The following is a 14414-nucleotide window of genomic DNA, read 5'->3' as shown; positions in this document are numbered from 1 at the left end:
CCTATTACTGTCGCTTCTTTAGCACTACGCTTTCGCACAGAAAACATTCGTTGCCCAAGTGGTTCATCGGACGTCCCGCCCCTAGGAAGCTTTGCTCTGTGTGAAAGCGAAGCGTCAGCAACAAATGTTTTAACTGTGCGAAAGCGAAGCGTCAGCAACAAATGTTTTAACTGTGCGAAAGCGAAGCGTCAGCAACAAATGTTTAAGCGCCAGCCAGAGTCACCCCCACGTTTTAGTTAAGAAAAACACCATTGCAATATTTCACAATAACTAGCAACGGATTTATTAATCATTTATTATTATTTATGAATAAATTTTCTTGCTACTCATAGTGAGTAAGAAGACTTATCAATCAAGACATGCGATAGGTATTTACTATTATTTTATTTTTGAACTAGTACTGTTTTTAAAATAATGAAACTTTTACTATTATAGTAATGTATACTAATAGGTGATGTTTTTACCAACGAATAGGAGATGAAAGTAATGAACAAATTTTTTAAAGTTTTAAGTGTTGGAGCACTAGCACTGACACTAGCTGCCTGTAACAGTAGCGCTACCCCTAAGAAGGACACGACTAATAAAAGTAAACTCACTTTAGAGCAAGTGTATGAAAAAGCGATAGAACGCCAAGCTGACATTAAAAGCACGAGTGCAAAAATGGAGACGACTCAAGATTCCAAAATTGGATCAGGCGAACAATCTATGGAGTTTTCCATCAAATCGAAAATGGATATGGATGTAGTTACCGATCCTATTGCTATGCACTTATCAGGTTCAATGACAATGCCAGATATGGCTAGTGCAGATCAAAAAAGTATGGAAATGCCGATTGATATGTACATGAAGAAAGATCAAGGCTTTTTTATGAAGGATGAAACAACTAAAACTTGGTATAAATTACCAAACGAACAATTTGATGCAATGATGGAACAAACTGCATCATCTGCAGACGCTAAGGCACAATTAGAACAGCTTAAAAACTTTATCAAAGATTTCAAATTCGAACAAACAGATAATGCATATATCTTATCTTTAGACGCTAAGGGCGATAAATTTAAAGAACTTATCGATTCAGAAATTAGCAAATCAATGAAAGATATGGGTCTTGAAGAAAACCCACTTGATAACTTAACAATCGATAAAATACACTATGTTCTAGAGATTGATAAAAAGACTTTCGATACAAATAAATTGGATATGAATTTCGATTTAAAAATGAAAGTTGAAGATCAAGAACTATCAATGAAAACAAAATCAGTTGTGACATACACTGAATTCAATCACCTAAAAACAATCGACATCCCACAAGAAATTATCGATAAAGCACAATCTATTGCACAATAATCAATATAAAAGGAATCTGCATACTTTAATGTACGCAGATTCCTTTTACTTAGGTATCACTTTAATGAAATCAACTTTTTATAGTCCAACGATACTACAATACAATTTGCTTCATTCACAAAACGTTGGCATAGTAAATCATCACCCTCTGAAGCACCTAGTACATACCCTCCTCCATGAATTCATAAAAGCGCTGGCATTTCCTCCACCTTTTCCTTTGGCTCCTAAATTCTAAAACATAGTGAATCATTATCATCTGGTCCTTGCATCATTTTGTTTTGTTTTCAACAAAAATCTTGTCTGCTATCGGAGCAGGTTGAGCAGTTGCTACTAATCCTCCAAGTAGCCTCCAAATTGTCTAATTCTATAGGTGGCATTAGTGAGACGTCTCTCTTAGTTTTTGATCAATACGGTTTTCCATTCATTTCATCCTTTGATCATTAAAATTTCATAATTTTTAAGAAGTTAATCCACCATCAAGCATCGAAATTAAGAAACCTATCACATTTGCAATCTCTTCTGGCGATGCGAGACTTCGCATGGTTCGTTTTCCTCTGGATTCATCTCTATTCCCTTCGTCAAATTCGTTATTCACTACCAGGACATTTAGCATTTACTCTTATTCCACTAGAACCATATTCGAGGGCTGCCAAAGGGGATTTCTCTCATCCCCTTTGTTGTAAAATTATTCAATCACTATTAATACTCTGTTCTTTTCGCTTTAATCGACCATCAATCGACCAATTCGTCCATATCCGTAAAGCCTGCTCAAATGGGCCACGCTTGAATTTTTTAAAATATAAGACGCTGCCAATGCACTGCACACAATAAATGCCTAATCCAAATAATATCCCATTCAAGACACCTAATTTTCCGAACAACCCAAAACCATAGCCAAAAAATACAGTTGTACAAATAATAGATTGCATTAAATAATTAGTTAAAGACAGCTTACCAACACATTCAAAGGCATGAATAATAGAGGACGTACGCCATTTCTTATAGAGTAAGGCGGCTACACATACATAGCCTAACGCTAAAACTTGTGCCCCACTCATCTGAAGCATAGTCGACAAATCTCCATCTTTTAAACTTAAATATTTACATAGTATCCCTATAGGTACAAGTATCATACCTAGCTTATACCACTTTTGTTCCCGCTCTATATTTACAAATGCCCGCATTTTTGCAAGCGCCATACCAAGTAAAAACAACGGTGCATAAAATAATGACGCTACAAATAATAGGATAGATGTTTCTTGTTCAGGCATTAGCCTATTTAGACGAAAATTGACGACATCTAAATAACTACCATGTGCATAAATGGTATCTGCTTTTTCAATATACGCATTGATATCCTGCTGATTTGCTGGGAGATCTAAGTTAATATTCATTATAATTGCGACTGAAAATACAAAGAAAATACTAGCCCATATGATAATTGTTTTTGCTTTTCGATTAATGAATGGTAACAAAAACAGAATCATACAACCGTAATATAAGAGTATGTCACCTTCCCATATAAATGTAGTATGCAGCCAGCCTAATAAAATGAGTCCCATGCTCCGTCGAAGTATAATCCATCGACTCTTCATCCCTTTTTCGCGTACAGATTCAATTAGCTTTATAAAAGAAAATCCAAATAACAGTGTAAAAATAGGCATAAAAGATCCACCAATAAATACCCTCACAAAATCCCCTGCACTTTGTGATGATAAATTTTTTAAGGCTCCATGCATGCCATATTGAAAAATTACTAAATTAGCAAGTAAAATCCCAAGCAAACTAAATCCACGAAGACTATCAACGAACGAAACCCGTTTCAATCCCATCATGTTTCCCCTTTCCATTCATTTAAAGAAAGAATAACGTAATAACCTTATAGCTATTTAATCGTAACCTTAAGACGGTCTTAAAAAACAGAAAAATAGGACTATTCTGTTTTAAATGCATAAGGGGATATGAGAATGGACGTATGTATTTTGTTCGATATCAAACAAAGACTTCTACTCATTAAATAGAAGTCCCATGTTATTGAAAAGCTATTATCTTAATGAATTTAACGTGAACATTCTTCAGAAAACGAGGGGTAAATATCCGTTCCGACTGAGCGCCTTCCACGGGGCGTCGTTTGTCCGAAAAGCGAAGCGACCGCAAAAGGGTTTATCTGCGCGAATGCGAAGCAGCAGCATCAACAAAAGGCGTTATCAAAATACGTAATGCATTTAGCCTCCGTTCCCCGAACTCGCTTCATCCGATCGAGGAAGAATTTAAGCTTTACATATTCATTTACTTCATTGATATGCTTTAGCATCTATAGAAGAAGCAATCCTTCAAAATCCTTCAGTTCCGAATTAGGATTGTTATACGTATATTCATAGCTCATTCCAGTTTATCTACAATTCGTAAAGATGCCATGTTTTCAGGATGAACAACAGCCCAATCCTATAAAATGCATAATTCATCAAAGCTTTTGTTGCTTCAGCTGTTATTCCTCGCCCTCTATAAGCTTCAGAAATACCGTAATAAATTTCGATTTCTGTGTTTTTTACATCATCGGGGCCAAGCCCGCAATAACCAATTATTTTTTGACTCTGCTTCTCTACAATAGCTAGATTAAGCTTATGTATTTTAGTAGGCCTGTTTTTTAAGTTACATTGAATGGATCACTCTATTACTCGCTGAACATCATCGCGGCTCGGCACGTCCTCTGGGATAAATCAGTAAAAATTAGGCTCAGAAACGACTGCATATAACTCATCCAAATCAGTGAAAGTATATGGACGAATTACTAGTCTCTCGGTTTCAATATATACTAGTCCCAATAATTCTTCATTAAATCAGTTGCCCAACATGGCTGTTTTATGTCACCTTTCGGTAAAAATTCTTTCATTACAGGTTTTATATCAATGATTGGTGTTCCATCAATAGCATCTAAGCCTTTAACGATTAATGTTCTATCTTTTAATTCTAGTAATTCTACAACTGTTACGCCTATTTTATTAGGTCTATTTTTACCTCTCTGTGCAAAAATACCAACTTCCGGATAGTCCGTATTATTTCTTGGATGTCTCGCTTCATATTGAATTTTTTCAGCTGCCACTTTGTCAAAATAAAAAATTATTTCTAAATGAGAAAAATCATCAATCCCCTTTAAAGATGATTCATACATATCTTTTGTCAATTCAATAGTAGACATGACGCCACCCCAATTGTCGTCTTCAATCATTGTTCGACTATTGCTCACTACAGCTATTGGTTTAATGTTATAAAGCATATCAAGACCTCTTCTCTTTGTAGATTTCTTCATGCATAGTTCCATTTAACCCCAGTATACTTCAGCTACCACCAATGTAAATTTAAGGTAATGTACTTGTGATTTCAAAGGAGTTTCCCCTATTTAATAAAGAACCCATAGTCTCTCCTTATAACAAATGTATCAACAAATCTCTTAAATGCATGTATTCAATGTTCTTTTTTATTTTATTATTCGTAAAAATAAAATACATGAAAATGTTGCGAGGAATATGATATGGTATATTATCTACAATGAAATTTTAGAAGGTGGAAAACATGCTTGAAGTAAGTGAAAGTAAGTTATTACAATATATTTTACATTTTATTGACGATACACTCGTGTTAGGTGAGGAATCATTATCACAGCCAGAGGTCATGCTAGAGGCAGCTTTTACACAGCTAGCGTTTAGCAAAATCGATTTAGAGCAGCAATTCGAATTTTTTCATGAAACAGACATTGCCTTAAACGAGGTTTACACATATGTGAGGGCAATATTTGATCAGGAGACTAGTTTCTTAGAACAATCAATCAACATTGCTAAACACTTACATAGTGTATCTCAACATCCTAACATTAAAAGTGGCGAATTGTTTATTGGATTATTTGACAATTGTTTTCTTGCTACAGAAGCTAAAAAAATAATCGCCATCGTTAAAATTGATGAAAAGGAAATGTTTTTAGATGTTAAAAACGATCACAACAAAATGGTCGTCAATGGTGTTGATGGAATTAATGTAAAGAAAATTAATAACATGGCCATTATCGTAGATATGGGAACGGATGAGGCACCTGCTGTCTTTATGAAAACAAAAAGGAAAGAAGATATTGTCTACTGGCAAGAACGATTTTTAAAGATTAAAGCAGCTGATGAACATTATTACAAAACGAATTTAGCGTTAACAGAATGCAAAAAATATATTTTAAAAGAAGAAAGCTTTACAAATACTGAGAAACTTGGGCTTTTAAACAAAACGCTTGATTACTTTAGAAATGAAGATGAATTTCAAGTAAATAATTATATTGAAACAGTATTTGATAATGCTGAACCAACACAAAAAGATATTATTATAAATTCGGTAAAACCATATGAAACCATAATTTCTGAAAGTGCGCTTGAAAAGGCTGAAAAAAAATATAAACGTAAAATTAAACTCGATTCTAATATTGAAATCCAGGTAAATGTACAGGATATCGAGCAAGTGGGAGAACTAATTGAAGTAGGCTACGATGAATCTACAAATCGAAAATTCTACAAAATTTATTTTCAGGAAGAACTATAATGATATACTTGTGGCTTTCCAAATGTTTATAGGAAAGCCTCTTTTTATTGTTTAAAAAACTTATTTCCACAATGAGGATCTCAAACAGAACCATTTCTTTCAAACTATTACCAAATATGTTACAATTTCCTAAAACGATTAAGGAGGGGCGTTTGTAATATGTCCTATATAAACGAATTACTTAATAATATTGATAGTGCTTCCATCGAGATTTTACTTGAACTCCTTTTAGTAACTACATGTATTTCAACCATAATTTATTTAGTAACTAAAAACCAATATATTTCATACTTATCGTCTGCACCAATATTTTATTTTCTTTCATTAAATTTCAGTCACAATTCTCACTTCATTCTGCTCGTCTTAGCAATGACAGTTCAAGCCTCTGTTATTTTATTTATCCAAAAGAAGGACCTACTAAAAGTAATTACAGCGAAAGAGCAAAGCTCACGTCAATATTTAAAATGATACAATAAAGGACTTGTTTGTATGATTTATCAACAAGTCCTTTTACTTTATTATCCTATTAATTTGGCATAATTGCCTCGGAGGCTTTAGCTTCTCTCAGCGAATGTTTGGACACCCGCTGAGAGAAATTAAAATACCACCTTAAACTCTTCCGCATTTTAATGCTCTGGCCCAATCAGACCTATTTTGAACTTCACTTTGTTTAATAGCTACCTTAATATCGTAAGGAATGCTTAACTGCTCAATCATCCATTCACCATTCCGCTTTTCTACGACTGTATAATTCGCAAATGATGTACCGGATTCAATCTTAATAATAGAACGGTTCAACTTCTTCATAAGCAGGCAAACCGACACTGCCTGGATTAATAATGATTTTGTTATTAGGTAAATAAACAATCGTTGGAAAATGGGAGTGACCACAAAAAATAATATTTTGTGTGATATCTTTTACTAATTTCATTATTTCCTCTGTCTGTTTTAAAGTAACACCATTTGGCGTTATTTCATTCAACATATATAGCTCATCATTTTCAGGTGAAGCATGACAAAAGTAAAAATCATCTGTCTGAATCGACAATGGCAGGTTTATGTTCTTCTGAAAGCACGTTTATTACATATTGCACGGTTGGATTTTCCGATGAAGACTCCAACAATATCCGATCACAATTCCCACTTACACTTTTAATATTTGTACTCTTTATCATTTCATATGTTTCTAACGGGAATAACGGTCCGTAAAGAGTGTCACCTAAATTATATATCTTATTGATACTTCTATATTTTATATCCTCTAACACTGCTTTTAATTTATTTCCATGAATATCTGATAATACAGCTATTTTCACACTATCATCGTCCTAATTAGTTTTACATTTTTGGAGCTTCCATACCGAAATTTGCCCACTCCTCTTTAGCTGGCCCATAAATGCCTGGGACAGTTAATCCCGCCTGTCGCATGAGAACCGTCATTTGTCCCCGATGGTGATTCTGATGTTGAATCAAGAACATTAACAATGTACCAATTCGCATTTCTTGACCGAAAAAATTGATGTCCTCTTGAAGGGTTTGATCAGTCCAATTTGTTTTTACTGCTTTCACAAATGCATTATTAGTTTGGGAATAGCTATCTGCAATAAATTGTGCTGAAGTGGGAACAGGATAATCTTTAGATGGAGCATCAAATGGTAAACTTGTATTTGAAGTAATGATTCGAATTGCAGTAACAGTATGCCAAGCAATACGTCCTAAAGTCCAATTTTCAGACGTTATTTCCTGTTTAAGAGATTCATCAGTTAGATTATTTAATAATCCCTGTGTACAATTTGCTTCGAACGCCCAAGACTTAAAAAAATCATTTAAACGCTGATACATAAAAATCCCCCTCTTTTCTTAAAAGTAACACCAACAGAAAAGTGCTCCCATCGTAAAGGAACAGTGTTTACAGTTTAGTAGAGTGTATCAATATATTTATTTAATTCTTTTTGATTAAGCCCTCCTTTTATCGAGTATTTCAATATACCTTTAGAATCAAATATAAAAGTTGTTGGATAAGCCATTATTTCAAATGATTTTTGAAGCTTACCGTCTATATCAAGAAATAAAGGGAAATTCAAATTGTATGTTTCTTGAAATTTCATGGCATTTTCACTACTATCATTAGAAGTTGCATTGATCGCTAACAGCTCAACATTTTCTGCTTTATTGTTATAAAAATCCCTAAATTCAGAAGCCTCTTCTTGGCATGGTCCACACCAAGATGCCCAAAAGTTAACGATTAGGACCTTTCCATTGTATTCTTTAAATGTTGTTGATGATTCGTCTAATCGTGTTAATTTTGCATCAAAAACAAGCTGTTTTGTTCCATCTTCATTTTCTACTATCGGATTGACTGTTGTTTCTTTTATGAATACATTTTTCACAACAATTCCTACAAGTAATACGACTAACAAAGCAGATATATAATAACCTAAACGCTTTTTAACCTGCACAAAATCACCTACTTAACCCTTTTTAATTATCGTTTTCTCTTAAAACGTACCTAGATTGAATTTCGATAAGCTAACATTAATTTTTCTTTGGCTTTCTGACCTGCTATTCCGTTTTTTAATAATTCATCAGATTTTTGGTGATCTAAAGTTTTTGTAAATTGATTGATTAGGCTATCCAACAAAACGTCGGTCATCCCGCCTGTGCTTTGATTTGTATCTTGTCCCTTTGGTAATTTTGTTTCTTTAATCATTACTCTTTCACCATTTAATTTTGTTATATAATGACGAATATAACCACCTTCTCTTATAATTTCATATTTCACTTTTGCCTCTTTATTTTTATCTAAAAATAAATCTGGAGATAGTCTATTATTTTCACCTTTTTTAATCGTATTTATGTAATTATTATTTGTAGGTTGGATTCTCATTCTATTACCCTCTTTCATTCGTTTTTCCGATTTTCAAAGAATAATGCCTATTTGATTTCCATTATATAAACCAATTACCATTTTAACCAATTTAACGAATTCAGTCTACTCTCTATAAATTGTAGTAACTATCCCCTTTAATCAATGCAGTCTTACAAGATAACATTTCAACTAATTTGTTCGTCGGACCCATTATACGAAAAATTTCCCACATAAAGATTGACCTCCGAATTTGTCCAATGCTATATTTACTAATGCAGTAATTTACTAAATTACTAAAAATAGAACTAACAAAGGAGGATGTAATTGATGAAAATACCTACTCATTTAAAGCATAAACCTGTTATTGTTGCTGAAAATTATGCCAATATTGATGGGCGCACTGCTTATCATACAGATGCGCAAGGGCTGTCACTTGGCTTAGCTCAATGGAATGACAGAGGCAAGGTTGATATTTCGGCTAAAGTGTGGCGTCATACAGGTGGTAAATGGTCACGTCAATCGGAAGAATTACCACTTCATCGTGTGCTTGACCTTGCTATATTAGTATGTGAATCTCAGCTTCATTTTAAGGAAGCTTATCGCTACGATCATTTATATGATGAAGAAAACCCTGTTATTAAACGTATTGGCTTACAAGGGGATGCAATGACAGTGGAAGTATGTACGGAAAATGAACAAATTGAAGAGGATATTAAGCTCTTTAATCAAGCTTTAAGTGCGGATGGTGAACTAATTGGCGAACGCCTGCACACTCTATCACATATTTTAAAAGAAATGGGTTATTAAAACCCAAGAGGGGATAAAAATGAACCAACAAATTTTACATGATGATAAGAAACTGCAAAAAGCTTTTTTTAACTTTTTAATCCCGGTTATGCTAGCGAATGTGCTGCAGTCACTAGGGCAAGTCTTTGGCATGTTTATAGTTGGGCGCAATTTAGGTGTTGATGCGCTGGCAGCAATTTCAGCATTTTTTCCATTCTTCTTCTTTTTAATGGCATTTGCTATTGGGATTGGTTCAGGTAGCTCGATTTTAGTAGGGCAAACGTATGGGGCTGGCAATCATGAAAAGATGAAGGAGGTTGTAGGGGTAACTTTAGCCTTTACAACGATTTTATCGATTGTCGTCGCGATTTTTGGTGGCTTTTTTATTGAGTGGATTTTACGCTTTATGCAAACACCCGCAAATATATTAGATATGAGTATAAGCTATGCTCAAATCTTATTTTTCACATTACCAATTATGTTCTGGTATATGGTGTACACAACCTTTATGCGTGGTGTAGGTGATTCCAAAACACCTTTTTTATTTTTAGTCATAAGTGTTATTTTAAATATCGCATTCCTACCACCATTAGTTTTCGGCTGGCTTGGTCTGCCTAAGTTTGGTTTAAACGGCGCTGCTTATGCCTCTGTGTTATCCAATCTAGTGACGATGTTATTATTATTTGCCTACTTGCATAAAACAAAGCATATTTTACGCTTAGACAAATCGATTCTACAGCATTTTAAATTAAAGAAGGATATTTTAGCTTCATTACTAAAGTTAGCCATTCCAGCAAGCATTAGTATGGTTGCAATCTCTGTAGCAGAAATTGCTGTAATAGGCTTTGTTAATGTTTACGGCTCCGATGCTACGGCTGCTTACGGTGTTGTCAATCAGGTCGCTAGCTATGCGCAGGTGCCGGCGATGAGTATTGCTATTGCAACCTCTGTATTTGTGGCGCAGGCTTTAGGGGCAAACTCTACGGATATGATTAAAAAAATTCGTCAATTTGGTGTGCTCGTTAACTATATTTTAGGTGGCGCGATTATTTTAATCATGTATTTATTTGCGGAGCCTATTTTATCTTTCTTTATTGATAAACAGGATACGGTACTTATCGCCAAGGATTATTTATATATCGCGTTTTGGAGTTATTTAATTTTTGGCCATACACAAACCGTTTCAGCTACAATGCGAGCTACGGGTGTTGTCTTATGGCCTACAATTTTCCTAGTCATTGCAATTTGGGTAGTCGAGGTACCATTGGCGTTTGTTTTGTCGCACTACACTACATTCAAGCTAAACGGCGTTTGGATTGCTTACCCTACTGCCTTCTGTGTACATTTTGTATTACAATACGCATACTTCAAGCTAGGCTGGCAAAAACGAACATTAAAAGCAATGCTCAGCGATTAATTTTTTATGATAGTGTCTGTAGACAAAGTTATATGTAACTTTGTCTACAGACTTTTGTATAGGTGTATAGAGTAAATAGTTTTGTTGACCCACCATTATTTAAGCTTGGCTAGGCGGGATTATTCCCCAAACCAATAAGATAAAGAATACCAATCCAATTAAAAAGAATATAATTGAAGCAGTAAATATCGGACCTAATTTATAAGTGAAACGTTCTCTTTTCAGAATTATGCCTGTTTGCCCACTAGCTTGAGATGCAAATAATCTAGATATAGCTCCCCACTACTTGAAAAGTAAAAAGTGCCCCCAGCAAAAACTATACCAGTGCAAAACATTACCTCAAACAATCTTACGGAGAAAAATGAAGCAATAAGGATTTATCAAAACTTTTTATTAATTTATTCAAAGTTAATTAGGCTTATTTCTTTAAATACATGTATGGAAAGATACAACTACCAAATAAAAAACAATGTTGCGATTGTTTGTTTTTTAGACTAGTTATGCAACATTGTTAATGTTTTAATTGTTATTTAAAGGTAGTTCAATAACTGTTATCATTTAATTTTAAGGCTCATTAAATTTTTAATTAGCAACAAGCAACAATATGGTTTAATGCATATCCACGCGATTATGATTTACAAAATCGATTTTAAAAATGATTTTACCGTTAGATAGCGTTGCTTGAGTTGAATATCCTAATTGTTCAGTAAGGCTTTTAACAGTAGCAAGTCCTAGCCCCGTACCTGAAAAGTTCTTGTCACGAGAGCTTTCTCCAACATAAAAGGGATGCCATATTCTAGATATATCAGTCAAGGTAGTATCATTACTAATTTCAAACACACTGTCTTGACTAAAGAAAATATGAATTTCATTTCCAGAAGCATATTTGACTGCATTACTAATCATATTTTCAAAAATGAAATGTACTTTATCTTGCTCAGTCGTCAGCATAAATTCAGTAACTTCAGTTTTAAAATAGATTTGTTTTTCCTCTTGTATATGTCGATAGTTATCCAGTATCTCATTAATCAACATAATTAAATCAAAGTTAGTTTTATTAGAATCATTTTCCTCTGTTTTGGCGAAATAAAGCATATCTGTAATTATTTTTTCCATTCTATCAACTTGCTTGTTAATGGTTGCAAGATAAGTTCCATCATCTATACCATCTTCAATCCCACTGGAATATACTCTAACTAATGCTAAAGGCGTTTTAAGCTCATGGGTTAAACCTATCATAAATTGCTTTAAGTCAATGTTCCGTTTAGATAAATCCTGTTGCGCTTTTTCGAGTGCCTTACTCATTTTATTAATACTTTTTGCAAGGTCCTCAATTTCATCTCCTGTCCGAATTTCTGCCTGTTTAAAATCCAACTCACCAATTTCTTTTGCAACCTTTGTTAATTTATTTAAAGGTCTTGTTAGCATTCTAGAAAGAAAGGCAGTAATTATAATAATTACTAAGATACTGACTATCAAAAAAATTATATTAAAGCGATTAATAAAATAAGCTATTTCAATAAAACTAGCCATAGAGGCTCCAATCATAATTAGATGATCATCTTCTTTTTTATAATGAGCGATAAAACTGGATTTTTGTTTTCCTTGATTATAAAGTTCGCCCACAGTCTTATCCTCTTTAACTTTTTGTAATATTTCTTCAGAAACCCAAAATTTATTAAGTGCTATATGCTTCCTTGCAAGTTGGTGTTTTAAATTACTATTCAGGTCTTCGATAGTATCATCTAACGATACCGAAAGAATAGTCACATCAAATTGTTTCTCCACCAAGCTCTCATCACCCAATTCCTGATAAGCTATAAAAGCATCAGATACCTTTTTATTAAATTGATGAAGGTAATATTTTGGTAGAAAAAACTGACTTACCGCAAGTGAGATGCTAAATGTGATAATAACAACAAGGGTTATATAAATAGTTAATTTTGTTCCAATTTTTTGTTTCATTCCGTTGTGCTATATCCAACGCCCCGATGAGTTTGGATAATATCCTCCCCAATTTTTTCACGTAGACGTCGAATATGTGTATCTACCGTCCGCGGATCGCCCATGTACTCTATCCCCCATATTAAATCAAGCAGTTGATCTCGGGTTAAAATTTGTCTTCTATTTTGGCTAAATATACGTAAAAGCTCAAATTCAGTCTTTGTTAAAACCAATTCTTTTCCATCTCTCCATACACGTTTGGTTGAAATATCAAATGATACATCGTTTATTTGTTGAATGGATTCCATTTGCAACAATTTTTTTGCCCTCATTAATAAAACTTTTGGATAAAATGGTTTATTTACATAATCATCAGCGCCATCAGACAATGCAATAAATTCATCTTCTCCAGTATCTCTGGCTGTCAGTATTAAGACTTTAATTTTTTGAGTCCTCTTCATTTCGCGGCAAACTGTAATCCCATCTTTTTCTGGCATCATCCAATCCAAAATGGCCAAATCAATTTTTTCATTATAGAAAATATCAAGTGCCTCTGAACCATTTGTAGCCGTAAATACCGTAAACCCTTCCTTTTTGAAATAACTTTGTAAAATCCTTAGCATATCTAGTTCATCATCAGCGATAAGTACATTCATTATATTTATCTCCTAATTATCATATTTACCTAACTTATACTGTTCTATAATAGCAATTAATTTTTCAGGATACTTAGGATCTGTGGAATAATGGTTTTTTTTCAAAGCATGGGCTGCTTCTTGATAATTTGCTGCCGCAAGAACATCATAATATTGTTCCTTATTCCAACTCGTTCCGTCTAAAAATAATTTAGTATGGTCAATTAATGCACTTTTCAAATCGGGATAAGCTCTGAATTCAGCTTCTATTGTATAACTTTTATTATTTTCATATTCGATAGTTGGCATTTTTACTGACTTACCTTTGTAGCTACCTTTTATCCCAAATAAATTATTTGCCTTTACAGCTAATTCACTTTTGCCATAATTCGATTCTAGTATAGCCTGAGCTATTATTATACTCGGTAGTACTCCTCCTGTTTGCTGGTTTAATTTTACAGCTATAGGGGCGATTTCATCTATAAAATGCTGATTTTCTCTATTTTCTTTTTGAAATGGTCTTATAGAAAAAACTAAAAGTAAAGTTAAACTAACAACTAGTACAATTATTGACACTTTGAATTTTCTATATTTGTAGATGCTTTTCATTATATAACCTCTTTTTGAATGAATTTATTACATGTATTTTAAAAGAGGAATGTTACAGTCATTTGACAAAAAAATAATATGAGATGAAAAACCTTTAATACGATTAATGAATACTTTGCTCGCTTATTTCCATAAAAAACATACTAACATTAGTAGTACAAACCAAGGCCATGGTTTGTGCTACTATTTTTTTATAGTAGAAGTGAAGAAAAGCCGACCAGCCTCTGGG

At 33.6% G+C, this 14414-nt stretch carries 17 protein-coding genes; 5 read left to right on the top strand and 12 right to left on the bottom strand.

Features of this window, described 5'->3' with window-relative positions; translation table 11 throughout:
• Positions 1 to 486 precede the first annotated feature (486 nt).
• Entirely contained in the window at positions 487 to 1347 is an 861-nt protein-coding gene (locus tag ACIQZA_RS23125; RefSeq protein ID WP_402884192.1) for a DUF6612 family protein, read from the top strand.
• Between the two features lie 56 nt (positions 1348 to 1403).
• On the opposite strand, the gene ACIQZA_RS23120 is transcribed toward ACIQZA_RS23125, so the two are convergent.
• The 4 genes from ACIQZA_RS23120 to tsaA form a co-directional block, all read right to left on the bottom strand.
• Positions 1404 to 1529, bottom strand: coding sequence for an alpha/beta hydrolase fold domain-containing protein (locus ACIQZA_RS23120; RefSeq protein ID WP_400933178.1), 126 nt, complete (start codon positions 1527 to 1529; stop codon positions 1404 to 1406).
• Between the two features lie 507 nt (positions 1530 to 2036).
• Positions 2037 to 3179 carry a DUF418 domain-containing protein gene (locus ACIQZA_RS23115; protein WP_402884194.1) on the bottom strand — a complete coding sequence of 381 codons (1143 nt, stop codon included), beginning with the start codon at positions 3177 to 3179 and terminating at the stop codon, positions 2037 to 2039.
• 564 nt (positions 3180 to 3743) lie between these two features.
• The gene (locus ACIQZA_RS23110; protein ID WP_403009991.1) at positions 3744 to 3977 is read right to left on the bottom strand and encodes a GNAT family N-acetyltransferase; all 234 of its coding nucleotides are present in this window, start codon (positions 3975 to 3977) and stop codon (positions 3744 to 3746) included.
• Between the two features lie 185 nt (positions 3978 to 4162).
• Complete coding sequence (gene tsaA / locus ACIQZA_RS23105) at positions 4163 to 4624, bottom strand: tRNA (N6-threonylcarbamoyladenosine(37)-N6)-methyltransferase TrmO (RefSeq protein ID WP_402884211.1); 462 nt, start codon at positions 4622 to 4624, stop codon at positions 4163 to 4165.
• 296 nt (positions 4625 to 4920) lie between these two features.
• On the opposite strand from tsaA, the gene ACIQZA_RS23100 reads away from it, so the two are divergent.
• The gene (locus tag ACIQZA_RS23100; RefSeq protein ID WP_402884196.1) at positions 4921 to 5925 is read left to right on the top strand and encodes a nucleoid-associated protein; all 1005 of its coding nucleotides are present in this window, start codon (positions 4921 to 4923) and stop codon (positions 5923 to 5925) included.
• A gap of 159 nt (positions 5926 to 6084) precedes the next feature.
• Positions 6085 to 6393: a hypothetical protein gene (locus tag ACIQZA_RS23095; protein ID WP_400932868.1), complete on the top strand. Its 309-nt coding sequence runs from the start codon at positions 6085 to 6087 to the stop codon at positions 6391 to 6393.
• A 310-nt stretch (positions 6394 to 6703) separates the two neighbouring features.
• Here the strand turns inward: ACIQZA_RS23095 and ACIQZA_RS23090 are convergent, their stop codons facing one another.
• The 5 genes from ACIQZA_RS23090 to ACIQZA_RS23070 form a co-directional block, all read right to left on the bottom strand.
• Entirely contained in the window at positions 6704 to 6973 is a 270-nt protein-coding gene (locus ACIQZA_RS23090; RefSeq protein WP_402884200.1) for a metallophosphoesterase family protein, read from the bottom strand.
• On the bottom strand, positions 6954 to 7241 hold the full coding sequence (locus ACIQZA_RS23085) for a metallophosphoesterase family protein (RefSeq protein WP_402884201.1): 288 nt from the start codon (positions 7239 to 7241) through the stop codon (positions 6954 to 6956). Before ACIQZA_RS23085 ends, ACIQZA_RS23090 begins: the two co-directional genes overlap by 20 nt.
• 22 nt (positions 7242 to 7263) lie before the next feature.
• Positions 7264 to 7767 (bottom strand): DinB family protein, encoded by a 504-nt coding sequence (locus ACIQZA_RS23080; RefSeq protein ID WP_400932862.1) that lies wholly within the window; start codon positions 7765 to 7767, stop codon positions 7264 to 7266.
• A gap of 74 nt (positions 7768 to 7841) precedes the next feature.
• A complete protein-coding gene (locus ACIQZA_RS23075) occupies positions 7842 to 8384 on the bottom strand; it encodes a TlpA family protein disulfide reductase (protein WP_402884202.1) in 543 nt (180 codons plus the stop codon).
• A gap of 50 nt (positions 8385 to 8434) precedes the next feature.
• Positions 8435 to 8812 carry a hypothetical protein gene (locus ACIQZA_RS23070; protein WP_142509053.1) on the bottom strand — a complete coding sequence of 126 codons (378 nt, stop codon included), beginning with the start codon at positions 8810 to 8812 and terminating at the stop codon, positions 8435 to 8437.
• A gap of 309 nt (positions 8813 to 9121) precedes the next feature.
• On the opposite strand from ACIQZA_RS23070, the gene ACIQZA_RS23065 reads away from it, so the two are divergent.
• Positions 9122 to 9601: a DUF6530 family protein gene (locus ACIQZA_RS23065; RefSeq protein ID WP_400932857.1), complete on the top strand. Its 480-nt coding sequence runs from the start codon at positions 9122 to 9124 to the stop codon at positions 9599 to 9601.
• Between the two features lie 19 nt (positions 9602 to 9620).
• Complete coding sequence (locus tag ACIQZA_RS23060; protein WP_400932855.1) at positions 9621 to 10997, top strand: MATE family efflux transporter; 1377 nt, start codon at positions 9621 to 9623, stop codon at positions 10995 to 10997.
• A gap of 609 nt (positions 10998 to 11606) precedes the next feature.
• On the opposite strand, the gene ACIQZA_RS23055 is transcribed toward ACIQZA_RS23060, so the two are convergent.
• The 3 genes from ACIQZA_RS23055 to ACIQZA_RS23045 are packed head-to-tail and all read right to left on the bottom strand — an operon-like array spanning position 11607 to position 14185.
• Complete coding sequence (locus ACIQZA_RS23055; protein ID WP_402884204.1) at positions 11607 to 12962, bottom strand: sensor histidine kinase; 1356 nt, start codon at positions 12960 to 12962, stop codon at positions 11607 to 11609.
• A complete protein-coding gene (locus tag ACIQZA_RS23050; protein WP_400932851.1) occupies positions 12959 to 13597 on the bottom strand; it encodes a response regulator transcription factor in 639 nt (212 codons plus the stop codon). The genes ACIQZA_RS23055 and ACIQZA_RS23050 overlap by 4 nt, the downstream gene beginning before the upstream one ends.
• 12 nt (positions 13598 to 13609) lie before the next feature.
• Positions 13610 to 14185 (bottom strand): glycoside hydrolase family 73 protein, encoded by a 576-nt coding sequence (locus ACIQZA_RS23045; RefSeq protein ID WP_402884207.1) that lies wholly within the window; start codon positions 14183 to 14185, stop codon positions 13610 to 13612.
• Positions 14186 to 14414: the final 229 nt, after the last annotated feature.

The sequence above is a fragment of the Lysinibacillus sp. NPDC096382 genome, assembly GCF_044762845.1.
In the GTDB taxonomy this organism is placed as follows: Bacteria; Bacillota; Bacilli; order Bacillales_A; family Planococcaceae; genus Lysinibacillus.
This window is presented reverse-complemented; position numbering and strand designations above follow the sequence as displayed.